At 65.2% G+C, this 22,423-nt stretch carries 5 protein-coding genes, 1 tRNA gene and 1 pseudogene; all 7 read right to left on the bottom strand.

Features of this window, described 5'->3' with window-relative positions; all coding sequences use genetic code 11:
- Window positions 1–59: 59 nt before the first annotated feature.
- The 7 genes and pseudogenes from HDC36_RS02645 to alaS all read right to left on the bottom strand — a co-directional run bounded on the left by HDC36_RS02645 (window position 60) and on the right by alaS (window position 22,335).
- Window positions 60–1,046: an NAD-dependent epimerase/dehydratase family protein gene (locus HDC36_RS02645; RefSeq protein ID WP_179564179.1), complete on the bottom strand. Its 987-nt coding sequence runs from the start codon at window positions 1,044–1,046 to the stop codon at window positions 60–62.
- Complete coding sequence (locus HDC36_RS02640; RefSeq protein WP_179564177.1) at window positions 1,047–17,219, bottom strand: SDR family NAD(P)-dependent oxidoreductase; 16,173 nt, start codon at window positions 17,217–17,219, stop codon at window positions 1,047–1,049.
- 449 nt (window positions 17,220–17,668) lie between these two features.
- Window positions 17,669–17,777 (bottom strand): annotated as a pseudogene (locus HDC36_RS23405) (IS5/IS1182 family transposase); the annotation flags it as partial.
- A 469-nt stretch (window positions 17,778–18,246) separates the two neighbouring features.
- Window positions 18,247–18,609: a hypothetical protein gene (locus HDC36_RS02630; RefSeq protein WP_179564173.1), complete on the bottom strand. Its 363-nt coding sequence runs from the start codon at window positions 18,607–18,609 to the stop codon at window positions 18,247–18,249.
- A 555-nt stretch (window positions 18,610–19,164) separates the two neighbouring features.
- Window positions 19,165–19,257 (bottom strand) — tRNA-Ser (locus tag HDC36_RS02625).
- Window positions 19,258–19,338: 81 nt separating this feature from the next.
- Window positions 19,339–19,551 (bottom strand): carbon storage regulator CsrA, encoded by a 213-nt coding sequence (gene csrA / locus HDC36_RS02620; protein WP_145700275.1) that lies wholly within the window; start codon window positions 19,549–19,551, stop codon window positions 19,339–19,341.
- Between the two features lie 135 nt (window positions 19,552–19,686).
- Window positions 19,687–22,335, bottom strand: a complete 2,649-nt coding sequence (alaS, locus tag HDC36_RS02615) for an alanine--tRNA ligase (RefSeq protein ID WP_179564171.1) — start codon at window positions 22,333–22,335, stop codon at window positions 19,687–19,689.
- Window positions 22,336–22,423 lie beyond the last annotated feature (88 nt).

Genomic DNA, 22,423 nt, shown 5'->3' with positions numbered 1-22,423 from the left:
TCCCTATCCTTCCTGTTAAGTGTCCCTACCGCGTCCTGAGCATCGTCCACGCAGAGCCTTCAGCCGAAAAATCCGTTGCGCCTGTACCACTCCGCGCTGTCGCGAACCATCGCTTCGATCGGCGCGGAGCGATAGCCGAGCTCACGCTCGGCCTTGCTCGAATCGAAGTAATACGTACATCCCATCACGCGCATCCGGTACGCCTCGACCGCGGGCTGGCCGGGTACGAACGGGAACCGGCGCTCCTGCAGAGTGGTCTTCAGGCGCAACCAGCGGTAATTCGCTTTCGGAATACGCAACGGCTTTTCCAAGACTTCGCCGATCACGTTCAGGAAACGAGCGATGCGAATATTCTCTCCGCCCAGCAGATAACGCTCTCCGGGCCTTCCAAGGGACAACGCACTGACATGCGCGCGCCCCACCTCGGCTGCGGAGCAATAGGTCGCACCGCCTGGCGGACTGAACGGAAGTTGGTCGTAGTGTGCGGCGATCAGCAACCGACCCCACTGCAGGTTGTGATCGTAGGCCCCGACCACCTCCGCCGGATTGAGCACGATCGTCTCCAGACCACGCGCATTGGCCTCGAACACGACGCGCTCAGCCTGCTGCTTGGTCGCCGCGTACGGGCTGCGCCTACGGTAGCCGGTGAGCGGCACGCTTTCATCGGCGACGCGCGACGCGTCGTCGAAAGCGCCGACCGTCGACGTGGTGCTGGTGTAGACCAGCCGGCGTACGCCATTGCGCAAGGCCGCATCGACGACGTTGCGCGTGCTGTGCACGTTGGCTGCCTGCAACATCGGCAGGTCGCTCCACTTGCAACTGGTGTTGCCGGCGGCATGAATCACCGCCTCGGCGCCGCGCATGGCCTGCGACAGTGCATCCACATCGTCAAGACCGCCACGGACGATGTCCACGCCGAACGGTTCCAGGTACTTCGTGTTCGAATCCGACCGCACCATGGCGGTGACGCGATGCCCGGCAGATACCAGCGCGGAGACGATGTTGAGACCGACGAAGCCATTGCCGCCAGTGACGAATACAGTCATTCAGGAACCTTCCGTGGTGATGGCTTTGGCTTCCATGGTCTTCCAGAAGCGTTCCCGGCTCTCGGATTTGGTGCGCATGCCGAGCGCGGACGGGATGCGATCGGGATTGGAGACAATGCCTTCGAGCAGCACGGTGATCTGTTCGAGCAGCATCGCCGCGCTGGCGTGGTCGGGTTCGACCGCGCGATAGATCAAGCTCAGCTCCAGCGAATCGACGTCGATCGCCGCAGCCAGTTCCATGCGCGGGCGCAGGCCGCAGGGATACGCTTCCGAGGCCAGGTGGCGTTCGCCATCCTCCCCTGGCTCGATCGGCGAGCCGAAGCTCACCACGCAATCGAACAACTGCTCGCGCCCGACCCATTCGCCAATCCGTTCGACCGTCGTGGAGGCGTGGCGATGCTTACGCAGCAAGGTCGTCTGCAACTCACCCAGCCATTCGAGCACCTTCTGCCGACCGACGGTGCGCACCCGCACCGGCAGCAGGACCGCCTCACCGGCATGATCGGCGCCGAGGAGACCAAACTGGGAATAGCGGGCATTGCTGTAGCGATTGAGTAACACGGCCCAGGCCGCGGCGATCAAGGTTTCCAGCGCGATGCTGTGGCGCGAACCAAAGACCTGCAGCAACTGCGTCAATGCCGGATCGACCACCTCGGACACGGCATGCACCGTCCCCGGCCCATCGCCCCCCGGTGCCGCGGACTCCAGCGACATGCGCTCGCCCAAGGCGACCACGGTATCGGACGCGTCGCCAAGGTGGTCGACCCAGTAGCGGCGCACCCACTCCTCGTAAGGCTCATCGGCCGCGGTCCAGCCTGATGCATCTTCGACGTCGGTGGAGGCGACATCCGACAGACGGCGCCATTCCGCGGATGCTTCCACCGCTCCTGTGGGGGCTTCGGCTTCGCCGATTTGCAGGCGGTTGTCGGCCAGGATGTCACCCGGCCTCGACTGAGCAGAGGCCACACCGTCCGGGACGACCACATTGCGCAAATCGCAACGTACCTGTTCGAACGGCGTGCCCGGGAACGAGGCGCGACGGCGCGGTTGGCCATGGTGGATCTCGGACCAATCGATCGCCGCACCGCGCACCCACAGCTCGGCGAGCTTGTCGAGGTCTCGCGCACGCAGCAGCGTGTCGACGAATCCGTCTCCGGCATCGCCGTCTAGCAAACGCAGCATGTCCAGCGAACCATGGGCTTCAATATCGCCCGAGAACATGCCGCTACGGCCGCCGGCCTCGTGTGGGTGCTCGAGCGCTGCAATCAGCACCTGCGCATCGGCGGCAACCACCGCCAGACGATGACGATAGGCGATGCGCCCGACTTGCGAGGTGTAGGCGAGGTCGGCGAATGCAGACTGGGTCAGTCCCTGCGCGATCTGCTCGCGCATGAAGGCAGCAAGCGAGGCCGTGTAGCTCTTCAATCCCTCTTGGCTACGCGCCGACAACACGAACAAGACCGGCACCGCGACGCTCGCGGCTTCGGCCGGCGCGGACTCATGCGATTCCACGATCACGAATGCATTGGAACCACCCATGCCGAACGAGTTGACGCCGGCGATACGCGTGCCCTTGGCATTGCGCGGCCATACCGCCGCCACATCGGGAAAACGGAAGGCTGAACCGGCATGATCGAAATTGCTGTTGATCCGGCGCAGCTTCGCGCAGGGCGCGAATTCGCCGTGGCGCATGCTCAACAACACCTTGATCAGCGAACCGATGCCGGACGCGGCCTCCATATGCCCGATGCCGGCCTTGCTGCCGATCGCGCACCGGCCGATCGCGCTGGAAGTACGCCGCAGCGCATTGTCGAGCGCCTTCAATTCGATCGGGTCACCCAATTCGGTACCGGTGCCGTGTGCTTCGATGCAGCCTATGTCGTCGGCGACCAGACCGGCATCGCGAATGCAATCGGCGACGGTGTCTTCCATCACCTGCAGATTCGGCATGAACTGCCCCGGTCCGGTGCCGAAGTGGCCGATGCGCGAAGCGCGGATGACGCCGTGGATATGATCGCCGTCGGCAAGCGCACGGCTGAGCCGCTTGAGCACCACCACGCCGGCACCCTCGCTCGGCACAAGACCATTGGCGCCTTCATCGAAGGTGCGTTCCTTGCCGTCAGGCGACAATACCTTCATATCGTGCAACAACTGGTACTTGCTCTGATGCAGCGACAGATTGATGCCGCCGACCAGGGCTATTTCGCAATCGTCCGAAAGAATCGACTGCCGCGCCAGATGCAGTGCGGTCAGCCCCCCGGAGCATGCGGTCGAAACGGTCAGGCTGGGCCCATGGAAGTTCATCACGAACGACAAGCGGTTCGACAGCTCGCTGGCGACCGAACCCGGGCCGATGTACTCGCGGCTATTCCGCTGCATGTCGGCGGCGACACGGCTGAAGTCGTCGTTCATCGCGCCAACGAACACGCCGACCTTGGAGGTGGCCAAGGCCTGCGGCGTATACGCGGCATCCTCGACCGCACGCCACGCGGCGCGCAGCAATACGCGCAGTTGCGGATCGGCCTTGTCGGCCTCGGCCTGCGACATGCGGAACAGCTTCGGATCGAACAGCTCGACACCGGACAGGAAACCTCCGACGTCGGCGATCGATTGGCCGGAGCGCGAGCGATGCTCGTTGAGCGAAGATGCGAATCCGCGTGCCAGCGGAATACGGGTCAGGCAATCGCGGCCTTCGCGCAGATTCCGCCAGAACTGATCCAGGTCGGGCGAGGACGGGAATTCGCCGGCCATGCCAACGATCGCGATGGCTTCAGCTGCGGCGGACGGCGCGCGCCCGGCCGGCAGCCGCTTGGAGTGCATCGGCGCGGCGGTCTTCTCGCGAGCGGGCGACGGCACGGCCGGCGTTGCGCGCGCCTCGCGAACCGGGATGCCGGTAGCCAGCGCGTCGGCAATGGCGAAACGCTGGCGCACCGCCTCCGGATAACGCGCAAGCAGATAGCGCGCGAGCTGCGCGGCACTGTCGTATTCGAACAGCGCGGTCTTCGGCAATTCGGCGAAGTCCGCACGCAGTGCGGTGTGCAATTCGAGCATCAACACCGAATCCATCCCGCACTGCTCGAAGCTGGCACGCGAACCGATCGCCGAGGCCTGGGTCTTGGTGACTGCGGCCATGCATTGCTTGATGAATTGTTCGACCTCGATAAGCAGCGCGTCGTCGATGACGCTAACGTCGGCTACGCGGCGCGCGGCTGGCGACATTTGCTGGCTGGGACGCGCGGCCAACGGCGGTGCGGCCGGCGCAATGTCGCGCACCGCTGGCTTGGCATCGATCATGCGCATCGCAACGGCGCGCTCGACGGCGACCGGCTTGTCCGCTTGCGGCACAGCGTCGTCCGTCAACCTCAGGGTCTTCGCGATGCGCTGCGGATCGCCGACCGTCACCAGCACGCGTCCCTGCGCCGAACGCAACAGCGTGTCGAGGATCTCCAGCCCTTCGGCCTCGCTCAGCGCCTGCATGCCGGAGAACCCGAACACCACCGAATCGCCGCCGGTGATTTCCATGCCGCCGGTCGCCCACAACGGCCAACCGATCGACAGGCTGCGACCATGACGCAGGCCGCGGGCGCGCTGCGCCTCGCGCCACAGCGCATAGCCATCCATGAAGCGATTGCCGGCTGCATACGCGCCCGATCCCAGATCGCCGATCAGCGCCGAGACCGACGAGAATGCGACGAAGAAATCCAGCGGCAATGCCGCGGTCGCACGGTCGAGCACGATCAAACCGTCGACCTTGGGCGCGAGCAGCGCGTTGAAACCGGCATCGTCGAGTTCGAGAATGGAGCGATCGCTGGCCGCACCGGCGCAGTGAACGACGCCGTTCAAGCCGCCCAACTCGCGCTCGGCCACCGTCACCAACGCCGCAACCGCGGCCGCATCGGCGGTATCGACGCCGCGGTACTCGACTTGCGCGCCGAGCGCGCGGATCGCGTCGACCGCCTCGCACGCGCTCGCCGGCAACTCGAGCGAGCGACCGCAGAGCAGCAGCCGCGCCCGGCACTTCGTCGCCAACCAATGCGCCACCGCCAGCCCGAGCTTGCCCGCGCCGCCGGTTATCAGATACGTGCCGTGATCGCGCAACGGCAATGCGGCATTCGCATCGTGCGCGGCCATCGGCAGGACGCGCAACGCCCGGCGGTGCCGATGGCCGCCGCGCCAGGCGATTTCGTTGGCGCCGAAACCAGTATCGACGTCCAGCTCGTCGATGATCGCCCGTGCGCACACCTCGATCCGATCTCGATCGTCGCTCAGCGTGGACAGTTCGAAACGATGATTGGCCATCAACAGCGAACGCGCGTATCCAATGATCGCCTCGTGTTGCGGCTGGACGTCGCCGTCATCGCGATACGCATACAGCAGCCGCACCGCGGCGCCGGGATTGGCGCGCTCCGAGGCGATGAACAATTGGCGCACCGACTGCAGTCCGCGATGCAAAGCGCTCGGCCCGGCGCCCTGGGCCGACCACGCGGCAGCGGGCGCACCGCTCCTAATCACGATATGGTCCGGCAGCAGATCGCGCTCGCGCAGAGAATCGAACAGGGCCGACGCACTCGCAGCATTGAACGGATCGAAGCGATCCGGCGCAGACGCCTCTTCTCCATCCGCCGCGAACGCGATCGCGACGCCGCGATCGCCCTTGGGTAAGGCGCGAACCAAACCATGCGCAAACTCGCGGTCGTCCGCGATCACCAGCACCGTGCGCGCGGCACGGCTCGCGGCCGTGACCTGCGCTAGCGGCGCAGGCACCCAGTGATCGTCGAAGAACTGCACCGCGCGGCTCGGCACCTCCTGACGAACCAGCGCGCGGCCGCTGAACCCGTGCAACTTCGCCAGCACGCGACCATCCGCGTCGGTCACCAAGATGTCGTACTTGTAGGCGGTCGCGTCGGTGGTCGACGCCAATCCGGCCGGCAGCGCGGCCGCCAGCGCATCGCGGCTGCGCACGACATGCGCATAGCAGGTTTCGGTGAGCGGGTGACGAATCTCCAACTCATCCAGTGCGAATGGCACGATCGGCACCACCGGATCACCGCTACCGGCCATCTCGACCGCCAGCCCGGCGCGCAATGCAGCATCGAGCAAGGATGGGTGCAGAGCGAATTGGCTCACGCCCGAGCGCAGATGCGCCGGCAGGCGCAGTTCGCACAACGCGCCTTCGGCCAGGCGATAGCGAGCCTGGGTGACCTGGAAGGATGGGCCGAAATGGAAGCCCATGCGGCGGAAGGCCGAGTAGATCTCCTCCGGACCGCGTTCGATGCGGGTGCCGCGCGCGACCATGGCCTGGATGTCCAGCCACTCGTCGGCGACCTCGTCCCCGGCCCCCTGGAACAGCAGTTCGCCGTCCACGCAGATCGCCGCATCCGATTCGCGCAGGATATCGAACTGCAATCCGGCCTCGTCGTTGTGCATGCGGATCGTCAGCGCATCGGGCGCGCCGGCGATTTCGAACGGCTGGCGCCAGGCGAAATTGCGGATACGCGACACGCGCCAACCTTCCCCCGCCGCAAGATCGCCGGCCGCACGCGCCATTTCCAGATAGGCCACGCCCGGCAGAATCCTACGGTCGCGGTCGGTATGGACAATATGGTCTCGCAGGTAGAACTCCTGGCCATCGAAACGCTTGCGATAGATCTGCGCGGCGAGAGTGGACAGGTTGCGGTCGATCAGCGGATGCGGGGCGTCGGCAACCGCATCGCGGCGCTTCTCGTCGACCCAATAGCGCTGGGTGATGAAGGGCATGGTCGGGAACGGCACACGACGCGGTCGGGCGCCACTGGCATTGATCGGATACAAGATGTCGACATAACGCGCCCAATCTACGTCGAGCATCGAGACCCAGGCGCGCGCCAACTGGGGCAAGCGGCCGCCGGCGATCAAGGTGCGGATAATCGCGTCGCGCTCGCCCTCCTCGACGATCGCATCGAGCTTCTCGCCTTGCCGGCGCGGCGAACCGCGCAGCACGCCCTCGGCAATGGAACCGGCGCGACAGGCGCACAACGCGTTCAACAGTTCGGCGACGCTGGTCGCAACGATCGCGAGGCGCTCGTCCATCGCCTCGCGGCCGATCTGCGAGGAATAGGCGAGCGAACGAAGGTCCAGACCGACATCCGGATCGCCGCCGCGTTCCAGGAACGCGATCATGCGATCGACATAGCGCATCAAGCGCTCTTCGCCGTCGGCCGACAACACGAACAGCACCGGTCGACCGTCGGCGACCGCCGGCAAGGTCCTGGGATGGTCCTCGATCAGACAATGCGCGTTGGCCCCGCCTGCACCGAAGGAACTCAAACCGGCGCGACGTGGGCTGTGCACGCCGGTCGCGACCCACGGCTCTTGCTGTTGAACCACGCGAAAAGGCGCTTGGGCGAAGTCGATGTTCGGATTCGCAGGCGAAGCATGCAGCGACGGTGCGATGGCGTCGTGGCGGAACTGCAGCAGGATCTTGGTCAACCCGGCGATGGCCGCAGCCGATTCCAGATGGCCGACATTGGATTTGACTGAACCGATGCGACACTTCTGGGGATTCGATTCGGTGCCGCGGCCGAAGGAAGCGGAGGCCGTATCGAATGCGCGGGTCAGCCCGGCGATCTCGATCGGATCGCCCAAGGACGTGCCTGTACCGTGCGCTTCGATGTAATCGATGCTGCGTGGATTCCAACCGGCCTGCTTGAGCGCCTTGCCGATCACATTGGTCTGCCCGACCTGATTCGGCACGGTGTAGCCATTGGTCTTGCCGCCGTGATTGAGGCTGGTCGCCTTGATCACGCCGTAGACGTGGTCGCCGTCCTCGATCGCCTGACTCAAGCGCTTGAGCATTACCACACCGACGCCCTCGCCCGGCACGTAGCCGTCGCCGTTGGCGCCGAACGCGCGGCAGCGGCCGTCGCTGGACAGGAACTGCGCGGCGGACAACTTCTGATACTTGTTCGGATGCACGATCACGTTGACGCCACCGGCGAGCGCCATGTCGCAGTCGCCGTTGTCGATAGCGCGGCACGCCAGATGGATCGCGGTCAACGACGAGGAGCACATCGTATCGATGGCCATGCTCGGGCCGTTGAAATTCATGAAGTACGAAACGCGGTTGGCGATCGAAGAGAACGGCGGATTCGGCCGTCCCGACTTGAGCTGCTCGTCTGTGACGTCGATCTGACCGTAGTAGCCCCACATCACCCCGACGTACACGCCGACCGACCGGCCTTTGAGCGACTGCCGGGTCTGGCAGGCGTCCTCGACGCATTCCCAGGCGGTTTGCAGGAACAAGCGCTCCTGCGGATCGATCAGTTCGGCTTCGCGCGCGGAAATATTGAAGAAGCGCGCATCGAACTGATCCACGCCGTCGATGAATCCACCCCACTTGCTGTAGACCGCGCCCTTGAGCGTGCGATCGGGATGGAAGTAACGGCTGTGGTCCCATCGCGACAGCGGAATTTCGCTAACGCTGTCGCGGCCGGCCGAGAGATTCTGCCAGAACGCGTGCAGATCATTCGCGCCGGGATAACGGCCACTGAGGCCGACGATGGCGATGTCTTCCGGCTCGAAGCGATCCGCGCCGCCTCGCAGACGGCGGAACGCGCCCGACGTGCTGAGCCCACGCGCTCTCGCGGGCGTCGGACTAGCGGCGCTCGCCTGCGTGTGCACTTCCGCGCGGATGTGCTGAGCGCGTCCGTCCCGCCAATACAGGTCGGCGGCCCAATCGGCAAGCGTGCCATGGCGGTATGGAGCGGACGCATCCACACCTTCGAAATCCTGCGCCAAGGCATGCAGCACGGTGACGATGTTGACCGCGTCCAGAGGCCAATGTGCGATCGGCGTGTCGACGCGGCAGCTCGCGGCTTCCGCGCCGAGAATCCGCCGCAGTTGCCGGAACAGATGTGCATGCACGCTCGCATCACCGCCTTCCGCGGCTACCGGCGCCTCATCGCTCGCGCTGGTCGGCGCGATCCATGCCGCCGACGTTGCTGCGGAACCGGCTCCGGCCAAGGATTGAGCGGCCTCCGGGAACGCCTCGGCCAGATGCTCGGCCACACTGGCGACGTCCTGGTATTCAAAGAACAGCGTCTTGGAGATTGCGCCGAAGGCCTCTTCCAGACGACCGGTCAGTTTGACGATCATCACCGAATCGATGCCGTAGTTTTCCAGCGACACGTTCGGATCGATATCGGACGGACTCAGGCCAACCGTTTCGCCGAGGATGCGGCGCAGGAACTCCTGCGCGGCCAGTCGCGGTGCATCGACGGAGACAAGCGGTTCTTGCGCGACAGCGAAGGTTTGCGTTGTCGGTACGTGCGCCTCGGCGGCAGGCGCCATCGCGCGCAACAGCTCAGCGTGATTTTCTGCGAGGTAGCCCGCGATGCCGGACAGTTCCTGGTACTCGAAGAACAGCGTCTTGGGCACTTCGCCGAAGCGCAGCTCCAACTCGCGGTTCAAGGCAGCGATCATGACCGAATCGATACCGTAGTTTTCCAGCGGCGCATGCGGATCGATCTGCGCCGGCGCAAGCTTGGTGACGTTGGCGAGCAGTTCGACCAGGCGCGCGGTCGCGATCGCCTGCAGGACTTCCGGTTCGGCCATGGTCGAGTTCGCCGCAACCACAGACGACTGCATGGCCGCCGGCAGGGCCTTCGCGGCCACCGGTTTCGGCGCCGTACGCGCACGCGCGAGCAGCGACAGTTGCGGCGCGGACTGAATAGTGAGTTGTTCGATGCGCACCAGTACCCGGCCTTGCGCATCGCACACGCTCAGGTCGAAGTGCGATTGCTCAGGCGTCATATCGCCGTGCACGATCGTGCTCCTGCACGCATGCACGAAGACCCGTTCGCCCGGGATCGCGAGGATCTCGATCCGGCGCAACCGTACCGGCACGCGGATACCATCGCCGTTCGCGCTGAACCCGCCGACGCCGAGACCGACGCGGATGGCACCGTCGATCAACGCCGGATGCAGGACGAAATCGCCCGCCTCCACCCCGACGATACGCGGCAGGCGCAACACGCCCAGCGCTTCATCGGCGTTGTGACGCAGGCTTTCGAAGACCTGGAAACTTTCGCCGAAGGCAAAGCCCATGGCCGAGAACGCGGCTTCCACGTCGCTGCCGTCGAGCGCGGCCGTGCGGGCCGCTATCGCGGCCAGATCCACGCCCGCAACCTCGCCAGCGACGAAAGCATCGCCGAGCACGATCGCACCATCGGCATACGGCTGTTGCGCATCGCCGCCGACGGCGCCGATACCGAAGGCAACCGCGCCACGCTCAGGCAGCAGCGAAATCCGCACGGTTTGCGGCGCATCGTTGACCACGATCGGCTTGTACCAATGCACGTCTTCGATTGCCGTCACCACGCGCCCGGGCGCGGCCAGCTGCGCCGCCTGCAAAGCCAGTTCGAGATACACCACACCCGGCAGGACGCGGTTGTCGCCCAGTCGATGATCGCGCAGATAGAACGCGTCGGGCCGCAATGTCTTCAGGAAAGCCTGTTCTTCCAAGGTGGACACGTTGACGTCGATCAACGGATGCAATGTAGCGATGCCGCCCCCGCCGCTCGCGTCGACGTCCGATGTCTCGACCCAGTAACGCTGGCGTTGGAATGCATACCCCGGCAACGGCACACGGCGCCGGCTGCCGGCGACATGCAACACGCGCCAATCGATCGCTACGCCGTCCACCCAGGCCTGCGCCAAGGCGGGCAGATCGCGAGCGGCGAGCGATTCCGACAGCCGTGCCGTCGCAGCGGCGCCGCGTGCGGCCACCGCAGGGTCGCGTTTGGCGGTATCGCGATGACCGGACCACGCTTGCGCGGCCAGCAGACCCCGCTCGGCGTACAGTCGCAGCGCATCCAGCAGCTCGCGACGCGACGTCGTCACGAAAGCGACGCGGATTTCCATCGCGATGCGGCCGATCTGCAAGGTATATGCTGCATCCTGCAAACCGATCGTCGGATCGTCCTGCAATCGTTGGGCCAACCTGGCGGCCATTTCGCGCAAGGCGGTATCGCGACGCGCGGACAGCACGACGATGACCGGTGCATCGGCGCCCACGCTGCCGCGAGCCTCCTCGATGTATTCCTCCACGATCAGATGGCCATTGCTGCCGCCGGCGCCGAACGAGCTGATGCCGGCCAGGCGCGGCAATTCCGTGCTCGCCCCGGCATGTTCGACGACCGGACGCCGCCAAGGCTGCAAGCTGCGCTGCACGCGGAACGGACTGTGCGCGAAGTCGATGTAGGGATTGGGCGCATCGGAATGAATCGACGGCACCAGACTGCAATGCCGCATCTGCAGCAGCACCTTGGTCAGGCCGGCGATGCCCGCCGCCGCTTCGAGATGGCCCAGATTGGATTTGGCCGAACCGATCGCGCAGTACTGGTGCTCGCTTTGAGCGAAGGCCTTGGTCAGGCCCGCGACCTCGATCGGATCGCCCAGGCTCGTGCCGGTGCCATGCGCCTCGACATAACTGATATGGCGCGCATCCACGCCCGCCGAATCCAGCGCTTCCTGCACCAGCGCCGCCTGGCGCTTGGGATTGGGCACGGTGAACCCAGAGGCCTTGCCGCCGTGATTGATCGACGAGCCGCGGATGATGCCGTAGATGTGGTCGCCGTCGCGGCGCGCCTGAGCGAGGGATTTCAACACCACCGCACCGACGCCTTCGCCGGGCACATACCCGTCGCCACCTTCGCCGAAGGCGCGGCAGCGGCCATCGCTGGACAGGAAATGCATGTCCGAGAGCAGGTTGTACTTGTTCGGGTGCAGCGACAGATTGACCGCACCGGCGATGGCCACGTCGATCTCGCCCACGCCGATCGCCTGACAGGCGAGATGAATCGCGGTCAGCGAGGACGAGCAGGCGGTGTCGATGGTCAGACTCGGGCCGGAAAAATTGAACTGATACGAAACCCGATTGGCGACAGCCCAATAGAAGCTGTGCGGCACCACCCAGCTGTCACGTGGACGATCCACGCCGTGCAGCTGGTAGTCACCCCACATCAGACCGGCATACACGCCGACCGGGTTCTCGCGATACCCACGCGCCTGCGCCAGCGTGTCCGGCGTATAGCCGGCATCCTCGATCGCCTGCGAGGCGATCTCCAGGAACAGGCGTTCGTTTGGATCGATGTTCTCCGCTTCTTTTGGCGAAATATTGAAGAACAGCGGATCGAACTGGTCGACATCGCGCAGGAATCCGCCCCAACGGCTGTAGCTGTTGGCCCGCGTCGCTTCGCCCGGCTGGAAGCGGAACTTCGCCGCCAGATCCGGCCTGTCGGCGGGAATTTCCTCGACGCAATCGCGGCCCAGCCGCAGGTTTTCCCAGAACGCTTCCAGCGTTTCCGCCTGCGGATAGCGACCTGCCAGGCCAATGATCGCGATGTCGTCGCGCTGCGGCGGGGATGCGGGTTCGACGGCACCGCGGCGGATCGGCGAGGAGACAGCGTAGGCGGCAGCGCGCCCGGAATCGTTCGCGATGGTCGGCGCAGGCGGCGTTTGCGCGGCCGTGTATGCGGCAGATGCAGCGGCGATGTCGACGGCGGCTTGTGTGGGATTCGCGATCGCGCGGCAACGATCCGGGTGCTGTTCGATAAAGTACGCGCTGAGTTCGGCCAGCGTCTGGTATTCGAAGAACAGCGTTTTCGGCAAGGTGCCGAAGGGTTTTTCCAGATCGGCGATGAGGTCGATCATCACCACCGAATCGAAGCCGTAATCCTTGAACGAGCGGTCCGGCTCGAAGTCGGCGGAAATGCCGAGCTGCGAGGCGAACAAGTTCGCGAGGAAACTGGATACCGGCGCGCGCCAGGCAGAAGGATCGTGATCGGCATGGCTCCCGTCGGCACGCGGCGCGGCGATGGCGATGGCGGCAACCACGGGCCGGTGATCCTCGGCGATCACACCCAGCACTTCGCGCACCTTATCGATATCGCCCGCCGGCATCACCACGACTTGCGGCTGCGCTTGCGCAATCGCGTATTCCAGCACCTCGATACCGCGCTGGGTCGTCAACGGCACGATACCGAAGCTGCGCCGCAGCGCTTCCTCTTCCTTGTCGCTAAGCCGCATGCCGCCGTCCTGCCAATACGGCCAGTTGATCGACACCGACTTGCCGCTGCGTTGGCCGACTGCGACCAGCGCCTCGCGCATCGCCGAAAACTCATCCTCGAACGCGTTGCCGAACGCGTAGTCGCTCTGCCCGACATTGCCCAGCACACCGGTGACGGAGGAAAACAGCACGAACAGGTCCAGCGGATCGCGCTGCGTCTCCTGATCCAGGCACCAGGCACCCAGGGTCTTGGGCGCAATGACGCGCGAGAACGCTTCCGCGGGCTTGCGCAGCAGGAAATCGTCCTCGATGACCCCGGCCGAGTGCAGCACGCCGTTCAGCACTTGATCGCGCAAACGCAGATCCTCGCGGATCGCCGCAAACACGCGCCGGACTTCGTCGCGGTCGGTGATATCGCACGCCAAATACATCGCACGACCGCCCAGGCCGGCCAGGGCGTCGAGCGCCGGCTGCTGCGCCTCGGACAGTGGCTTGCGACCGGTCAGATAGACCGTGGCCCGATAGCGCTCGCACAGATGGCGGGCGACGATCAGGCCGAGCGCACCGAGTCCGCCGGTAATGAGATATGCGCCGCCCGCCCGAAAGTCCATGCCGCTCGCGTGAGCCGCGGCCGGCAGGGCGTTCGAATGCACGGGCGCGAACCGGCGCGTCTCGCGCAGGCCGTTGCGATAGCGCACGTCGGTGACTTTGTCTGCGGCGAGCAATTCGTCGGCGACCAGGTCGGCCCAGCCCGTGCGATCGGCCGGGCATTGCACAACGCGCCCGTTGAAGCTCGGCTTTTCGATCGCCAGCGTCTTGTAGAACCCGCCCAGCGCGACGACGTCGGTGACGCCGAGCCCGTCGCGATTCGCCACGCCTTCGCTGTCTTGTTGGGCCAGATGAACAAAGCGCGCACGCTTAGGACCGCGCAGCATCGCCTTGACCAATGCGAACGCGGCACGCGCGCTGGTGTCGATGCGCGCCTGCACGGACAGGTTCTTGCCCGGCCTCGGCGCGACCCAGACAAAGTGTTCCGGTTGCGCGCCGCGCGCTTTCCAGGCTGCGACCACGGCCTCGGCATCGGCGAGCGAACCAGCGCGAAGAACCTTGCCCTGCTCTGCCGGCGCGAGTCCGGCGTCCGCGGCCAGGACCGGCAGGCATTCGAAACTCGTGCCGGCGAACCGCGGCGATCCTGCAAGCAGCGCATGCAGGCTGTCGAGATCGTCCCGCTCGCCGATCATCACCACCGTCGCGGGCGCTTGCACCGCGCTCGCTGCCGCAGCCTGCACCCACAGCGGTGCGTAGAGATCGCCGGCAATCGATTCGGGCGGAAGACGCATCGCAACGGCGGCGGGGCCCTGCGCCACCGAGCTTTGCGCCATGCGTGGACGCAAGCTCAATCCACGGAATGCCAGGCACACACGGCCGACGGATTGGCCGGGCTCGCACCCGATCAGATCGATATCGAACCGGGAAATTCGCTCGCTGCCGGACGAGGTCGGCGCGAATCGCGCCCAAGCGTACAGCTCGGTTGTATTCGAATCGGAACCCGTTCCCGCATCCAGAACATCCAGACGATCCAGGGCGAACGGCAAGCACGGCGCATGCGCGCGAGGTGCGTTAGTCGCGTCGATGGCGGACGCGAGCAGGACCGCCGCCTGCAGTGCCGCATCAGCCGTACTCGGATGCACGACGAACCCCACGTGGCCGGCCAAAAGCTGAGTGGGCGACACGATCCGCGCCAGACACTGGCCGGCGCCGAGGCGCACATCGGCGATCGACTGGTGCCCCGGTCCGTATTGCAATTGCAATCCGGCCAAGCCACGGTAGCACGCTGCCGAATCGACGAGGCCGGCCGTGCAGTCGTTGCCGATCGCGCCGACATCCACCAGCATTTCGCCGGCATCCCGATCGACGTCCAACAGGCCCTGGCAGTACACCTGCGCCGATTCCCGCGTTTCCGCGTCAATGACCCGAAAGCGCAGACGAGCCGGGCCGGCGTTCTGCGCCACACCGTCGCCGGATGCATCCAACTCCAACTCGACCGACACCGCAGCGCCCGTCACTTCGAGCGGACGCTGCCAGACCACGTCGTGCAAGCTGACAGTGGACACGGCCCCCGCATCCGTACCATCGGCCAGCGCAAGACGCGCAGCGGCACGGGCCATTTCCAGATACGCGACGCCAGGCAGGATCGATCGGCCGTCGACGACGTGATCGGCAAGGAAGAATTCGCGACCGTCGAAGGTCGAGCGGAAGCGCTGCCGGCCGAGGACGGACACGTTGTTGTGCAGCAGCGGGTGCAGGCGGGCTTCGGCCTTGGCCTCGCCGCGCAGATCCGCCGTGATCGATGCGGGCGTCCAGAAGGTCGCGCCCTTGAAGGGGTAGCCGGGCAGGCGCACGGGCTGCGCCGACATGCCGGCGAACAGCGGCGGCCACGACAGCTTCGCGCCGCCACGGAAGGCGTTCGCCAAGGCGCTCAATGCGTCGATGCGCGCCTGTTTCTTCAGCTTTGGCCATTTCGACAGCAGCGCCTGCAGCGCTTCAGCGTCCACATTTTCGGGTGTGGCGGCGCCTTGCGTGTTCGCATCCATCGCTTGATTCAATGCATCCAGCAATGCAGCCGGGCTATCCACCACGCATGCGAACCGGCAAGCCAAGGCGTCGCGGCCCAATAGCAACGATCGGCTGACATCCATCAGCCGCGTCCGTCCCGCATCGTCCCGTACCCAATCGCGCAGTGTCGCGATGCGGCGCTGCAAGGCCGATGCCGTCTTGGCCGACAAGGCGATCAACACCGGTTCATCGCCACGAACGCGACCGACGCCCTGCCCGACCGGCGCCGCCGGCGCCTCTTCCAGAATCACGTGGGCATTGGTGCCGCCGAATCCGAACGAACTCACGCCGGCGCGCAGCGGTTGCCCCGGCGCAGGCGGCAGCCAGGGGCGGCTGTCATCGAGGACATAGAACGGCGTGTCATCGATAGCGATGCGGTGGTTGAGCCGGGCGAAATTCTGGAACGGCGGCAGGCGGCGATGCCGCATCGCCAGCAACACCTTGATCACGCCGGCCACGCCCGCGGCCGCCTCGAGATGGCCGATATTGGTTTTCACCGAACTCAAGCCGCAGTATGCGGACGGCAGTTCGATGCCCTGCTTGCGCGCCAGGCCACCGAAGGCCTGCAGCAGGCCTTCGAATTCGATCGGATCGCCCTTCGGTGTGCCGGTGCCGTGCAGTTCGACGAATCCCAGGCTGTCGACGGCCACGTTGGCGCGTTCGTGCGCGGCCATGATGACCTCGGCCTGCGCCTGCGGACTCGGGTAGGTCAAGGTATAGGTGCTGCCGCAGTGATTGACCGCGGAACCCTTGATCACACCATGGATCGCGTCGCCATCGGCGATGGCCCGCTCCAGCGGCTTGAGCAGCAAGAACGCCGCGCCTTCGCCGCGCACATAGCCGTCGGCAGCGTTGTCGAACGTCTTGCAGGTGCCGCTCGGCGAGAGCATGCCCATCTTCGAGAACGAGATATGGCGGGTCGGCGTCAACATCAGGTTGATGCCGCCAGCGAGCGCCATCTCGCAATCGTCGTATTGCAAGGCCTGGATGGCGCTGTGGATCGCGTTGAGCGAACTAGAACACGCCGTATCGATCGGCACGCTAGGCCCGCGCAGGTCGAAGTGATGCGAGACGCGATTGGCGATCACCGCGGTCGCGGTACCGGTGGAATGATGCGCTTCGATCGAAATCTCGTCGCGCTCCTGCAGTTCCTTGTAATCGTGATTGAAGACGCCAACCACAACGGCGATCTTGCGTCCGCGCACACTCGAAGGCGCCACACCGGCGTCTTCCATGCAATTCCAGGCGAGCTCCAGCATGATCCGCTGCTGCGGATCCATGGACTGCACCACCTTGGGCAGAAAACCGAAGAACTCATGATCGAACGCGTCGACCGCGTCGATGAATCCGCCCCATTTGCTGTCGGTTTTATTGACCGTCTGCTTTGGATCGCCCCATACGCCGCGCCAATCCCAGCGCTGCGCTGGAATCTCGGTCACGCTCGATTTACGGTCAATCAAATTTCCCCAGAACGTCGTACTGTCGTTCGCCCCTGGAAATCGAAACGCCATCCCAATAACCGCGGTATCCATATCGCTCTAAGCATCCTGTCTGCGTCGCGATCGCGATCGCCGTCTCTCCCCATTTAAGAGACCGGCAATATCCTTCTGCCCCCACAGATGGTTATCCGAATGTGACGGACTTACTCGAAAATATTTTAGATTGATATCACAAACCAAGAAAGACGCCGTAGACAGATGCTGAGTAAACCGGGGAAGAGATACCTAGCGCATGTCGATCCAGCGCTCGAAGCGGATGCAAACTTGCCGTGCCGGCGGACTGAACGCCGTTCCGCTCGACCGGCCGACGAGGCGCCACCAGGTCATCACCCTTGATCGCCTGGCGCGCGATGCGCAAAGCCGCTTAGCTTGAAGCGATCACGGCAGCGGTCGATGTCGCAGCCCTTGTAGGCAACTCGCTTGGTCCGCGCCATGGACGCCCCGCCTGCCGGCATTAGCAACAAGGTATCGATCAACTCTTGAAGCATCTGAAGCATCAACAAATCGTGCCGATTGGCTTGGGCAATACAAAGCGCCAGAGGCACCATTGCGATCGACGATCAGATGCCGGCAGCAGTATTTCTTTGCAATGAGTCATGCGGATAACTCTGCCGCGACCGATGCAGTGTTTGAGCGGTTTTGCTGGAGGTTCTGAGTGCTGCCTAGCCGAGATCGACGGCGATAGCGCGTACGCGGTTTTTCATCCTCGTCTCCTTCGATTCTGTTGCGAGCATGGATCGCCCTGGAATGAAGACGAGGTGCGCGCGCACTGACCGTCCGGAAACGTCCGCGTCCTGATCGACAACCGCCATGGGCCGATCGTCAATACGTGGGCGATAGGGCGTGCTAGCCGATGCTCGGCAAGCAGCAGCACGGGACGCGGTGCTGACACTTGGAACGGACAAGGCGCTATGACCCAGCCGAGTTCATCCAGGCGCAGGACAGGCTGAAGATCCTGCCGCGTGTGACGCAGAAGTGCGCCAGGCCGACGTTCGGCGATGGCCGATGCGGTCGCGGCCAGCGAGGATGGGGCGATCTCTCAGCGCAAAAGCGAGTTGCTCGTGTAGGGATTGGGCTGGACCAAGTCATCAGGCCGTATCCGGCAGGCGAGGTACACGGCCTGGAGAAAGTTGACCATGTGTTGGTGCTGAACATGGCGGCCTACAACGTGATGCAAATGCGCACGCCAAGACAACTGCGCCTGCCGACCGGGGCAACGGCACGCCGGCACTCGCTTGATGAAGTTGGCGCAGGCCGGGAACCGGTTGGTGATGTAGATGCAGATGATGACCCGCTTCTGCGCGGTCTCGTGCAGGAACCACTCGAAGAAGCCGGTTCGCGTCAGCTTTCCCAGCCGCACGGCACGCCTGGCCTTGCGCTGCACCGCCACGAAGGCATCCATCCTTGAGGGTGCGGGTGTTTGAACGATCGTCTTCGGGTAGTTCTGCCCTAGATGCTACCCAGATATTTGGCGCCGGCGTCTGCGAGGGTTAGGCCGGCGGGGGCGCGCCTCGCCGATAGGCTGGATGCCCCTCGGCGGGAACGGCGCCGGTGCGGGCCGGGCACTGCGCTGCCAACCGCTGGAACAGCGACAAGTCGTGATGTCGTTGATTCCGACCTGACCGGATGCCCCGCCCGGCAGCTTCACGCCTTTGATCAGCTCCAGTGGCGGCGTCCCTTCAAAGCTCTTCAAGCACTCATCCAGCTCCGATCCCGTGCTGCCATTCCTGATGGCTGCGAAGGCTTGAGCCGAGGCAGCGCGATCGCATGTCGTCCCGGTGCCGCGCGTGAAGACCTGCCTGCAGATCGGCAGGAACGCGCAAACGGACGTAGTAGCGGCCAGTCGAGCCGCGCCTGAGGAGTGCGCTACTCGCATGGAAGTGTCCAAGCGAGTGTCCAAGGTGGGCGAAAAGAAAAACGCCCGCAAATCGTTGATTTGCGGGCGTTTCCTTGACACTGGCGGAGTGAGAGGGATTCGAACCCTCGATAGAGCTTTTGACCCTATACTCCCTTAGCAGGGGAGCCCCTTCAGCCGCTCGGGCATCACTCCGGATTTAGACGCTGCGGATATTCCGCGACCGGGCGCGAAGGATAACGGTTTGTAGGGTCTCAGGTAAACCCTTTCGACGCATCAATCGGAAGATTGATCGCCATGGCCGCCGCCATGCGAAGTCGGCTCGTCGCCGCGCTGGATGCGCTGATAGATTTCTTCGCGGTGCACGGCGACATCCTTCGGTGCGGTGATACCGATGCGCACTTGATTGCCCTTGACCCCAAGCACCGTCACGGTGACCGAATCGCCGATCATCAAGGTTTCGCCTACCCGGCGAGTCAGGATCAACATTTTTAAAATTCTCCAGGGAACCGGTGATTCCCACCGGTACGGCGTCCCGAGCCGGGACGCCCCATCACGAAAGGGAAAAGAAGATCGATGTTAAGGGAAGCCGCGCCCTGCCAGCAAGGCGGCGCGAGTTCGTGTTCAGGGGAGATGTTGCTTGACCCAGGCGGGTACGCCCTCGAGCGCAAGGGCAAGGGCGGGCCCGTCCTCGCCACCACCCTGGGCGAGGTCCGGGCGGCCGCCGCCCTTGCCCGAGATCTGACCGGCGATATGGCTCAGCAGTTCCCCAGCCTTGACCCGGCCCATTGGGCTGCCGTTCACCCCGGCGACCAGGGCCGCCTTGCCCTCGCTGGCGCCGGCCAGCACGATCACGCTGTCGCCCAATTGCTGCTTCAGGCGGTCCATCGCCTCGCGCAAGGCCTTGGCATCGAAGCCTTCCAGTCGCACCGCGAGCACCTTCACACCGGCCACCTCGACCGCCGTGGCGGCCAGGTCGGCGGTGGCGCCGGACGCCAGCTTGGCCTTCAGCGCCTCCAGCTCGCGCTCCAGGCGCTTGTGCCTGTCGCCCAGCTGGCGAATCTTCTCGACCACGTCGCCGGCGCTGCCACCGACCAGCTCGGCCGCCTCGTGCAGCTTGGCCTCTTCGGCCGCCACATGGTCCAGGGCGCCCTGCCCGGTCACCGCCTCGATCCGGCGCACGCCGGCCGACACGCCGCCCTCGCTGGTGATCTTGAACAGGCCGATGTCGCCGGTGCGCGCCACGTGCGTGCCGCCGCACAATTCGGTGGAGTAGTCGCCCATCTTCAGCACACGCACGCGTTCGCCGTATTTCTCGCCGAACAGCGCCATCGCGCCGAAGTCCAGCGCCTCCTGCATGCCCATGTGGTGCACCTCGACCGCGTGATTGGCACGCACCTGCGCGTTGACCTTGCGCTCGATCACCGCCAGTTCCTCGGCGCTCATCGGCTGGAAGTGCGAGAAATCGAAGCGCAGCCGGTCCGGCGCGACCAGCGACCCCTTCTGCTGCACGTGGGTGCCGAGCACCTCGCGCAACGCGGCGTGCAGCAGGTGCGTGGCCGAATGGTTGAGGATGGTGGCGCCGCGGCGGTCGCTGTCGACCTGCGCCGACAGCGTGGCGCCGACCTGCAGGCGGCCGCTGCGCAGCTGGCCGACATGGCCATGGAACTGGCCGGCGAACTTCTGCGTCTCCTCGACCTGGAACAGCACGCCGTCCGCGCTCAACTGGCCCAGGTCGCCGACCTGGCCCCCGGATTCGGCATAGAACGGGGTGCGATCGAGCAGCACGATCGCCGCATCACCGGCCTCGACCGACTCGACCGGACGCCCGTCCTTCAACAGCGCGACCACCTTCAGCGCATCGGCCTGCAGCGCGTCGTAGCCCAGGAACACCGTGGGAACCAGTTGCGCCACCAGGTCCGCCGGCAGCGTGGTACCGCCGCCGAACTTGCCGGCCGCGCGCGCGGTCTCGCGCTGGCGCTCCATCGCGCTTTCGAAGCCGGCCATGTCCACCTCCATGCCGCGCTCGCGGGCGATGTCGGCGGTGAGATCGACCGGGAAGCCATAGGTGTCGTACAGGCGGAACGCGTCCGCGCCGGGGATGCTGCCGCTGGCGCGGGCGGCGATCTCGTCGAAGATCTTCATGCCCGAGTCCAGGGTCTCGGCAAAACGCTCCTCTTCGGCCTGCAGCGCCCGCTGCACGGTGGACAGCGCCGCCGGCAGTTCCGGATAGGCCTCGCCCATCAGGTCGGACAGGGTGGCCGCCATCTTGTGGAAGAACGGCTGGCGCACGCCGAGCATCCAGCCATGGCGCAGGGCGCGGCGGATGATCCGGCGCAGCACGTAGCCGCGGCCCTCGTTGGAGGGCAGCACGCCATCGACGATCAGGAACGAGCAGGCGCGGATGTGGTCGGCGATCACGCGCAGCGACTTGTTCTCCAGGTCGGCCATGCCGGTCAGCTCGGAGGCGTGGCGGATCAGCGTCTGGAACAGGTCGATCTCGTAGTTGCTGTGCACGTGCTGCAGGATCGCGGCCAGGCGCTCCAGGCCCATGCCGGTATCCACGCACGGCGCCGGCAGCGGCACCAGGGTGCCGTCGGGCTGGCGGTCGAACTGCATGAACACCAGGTTCCAGATCTCGATGAAGCGGTCGCCATCCTCGTCCGGCGAGCCCGGGGGGCCGCCGGCGATATGCGCGCCGTGGTCGTAGAAGATCTCGGTGCACGGGCCGCAGGGGCCGGTGTCGGCCATCTGCCAGAAGTTGTCCGAGGCGTACGGGGCGCCCTTGTTGTCGCCGATGCGCACGATCCGCTCCGGCGGCACCCCGATCATGTCGCGCCACAGCTCGTAGGCCTGCTCGTCGGTGTGGTAGACGGTGACCAGCAGGCGCTCCGCAGGCAGCTTCCAGACCTGGGTCAGCAGTTCCCAGGCCCAGGCGATCGCCTCTTTCTTGAAGTAGTCGCCGAACGACCAGTTGCCCAGCATTTCGAAGAAGGTGTGATGGCGCGCGGTATAGCCGACCGAATCCAGGTCATTGTGCTTGCCGCCGGCACGCAGGCAGCGCTGCACGTCGGCCGCGCGCACATAGCTGCGCTTCTCGGCGCCGAGGAACACGTCCTTGAACTGCACCATGCCGGAATTGGTGAACAACAGCGTCGGATCGTTGCCCGGCACCAGCGGCGCGGACGGTACGATGGTATGGCCCTTCCCGTTGAAGAACTCGAGGAAGTCGCTGCGGATCTGGGAGGTGGAGAATTTGGCGGGTGCGTTCATGGGCTGGCTATAGACGAGCGGACGGGTTTCCGGGCGTACCCCCTCAAGATAAGGGCGTGCGGAAACCGGACAAGACAATCCGCCAAGG

The organism is Xanthomonas sp. JAI131 (assembly GCF_013410075.1).
In the GTDB taxonomy this organism is placed as follows: domain Bacteria; phylum Pseudomonadota; class Gammaproteobacteria; order Xanthomonadales; family Xanthomonadaceae; genus Xanthomonas_A; species Xanthomonas_A bonasiae.
The sequence above is the reverse complement of the archived record's forward strand: the minus strand, read 5'-3'. Positions and strand labels throughout refer to the sequence as shown.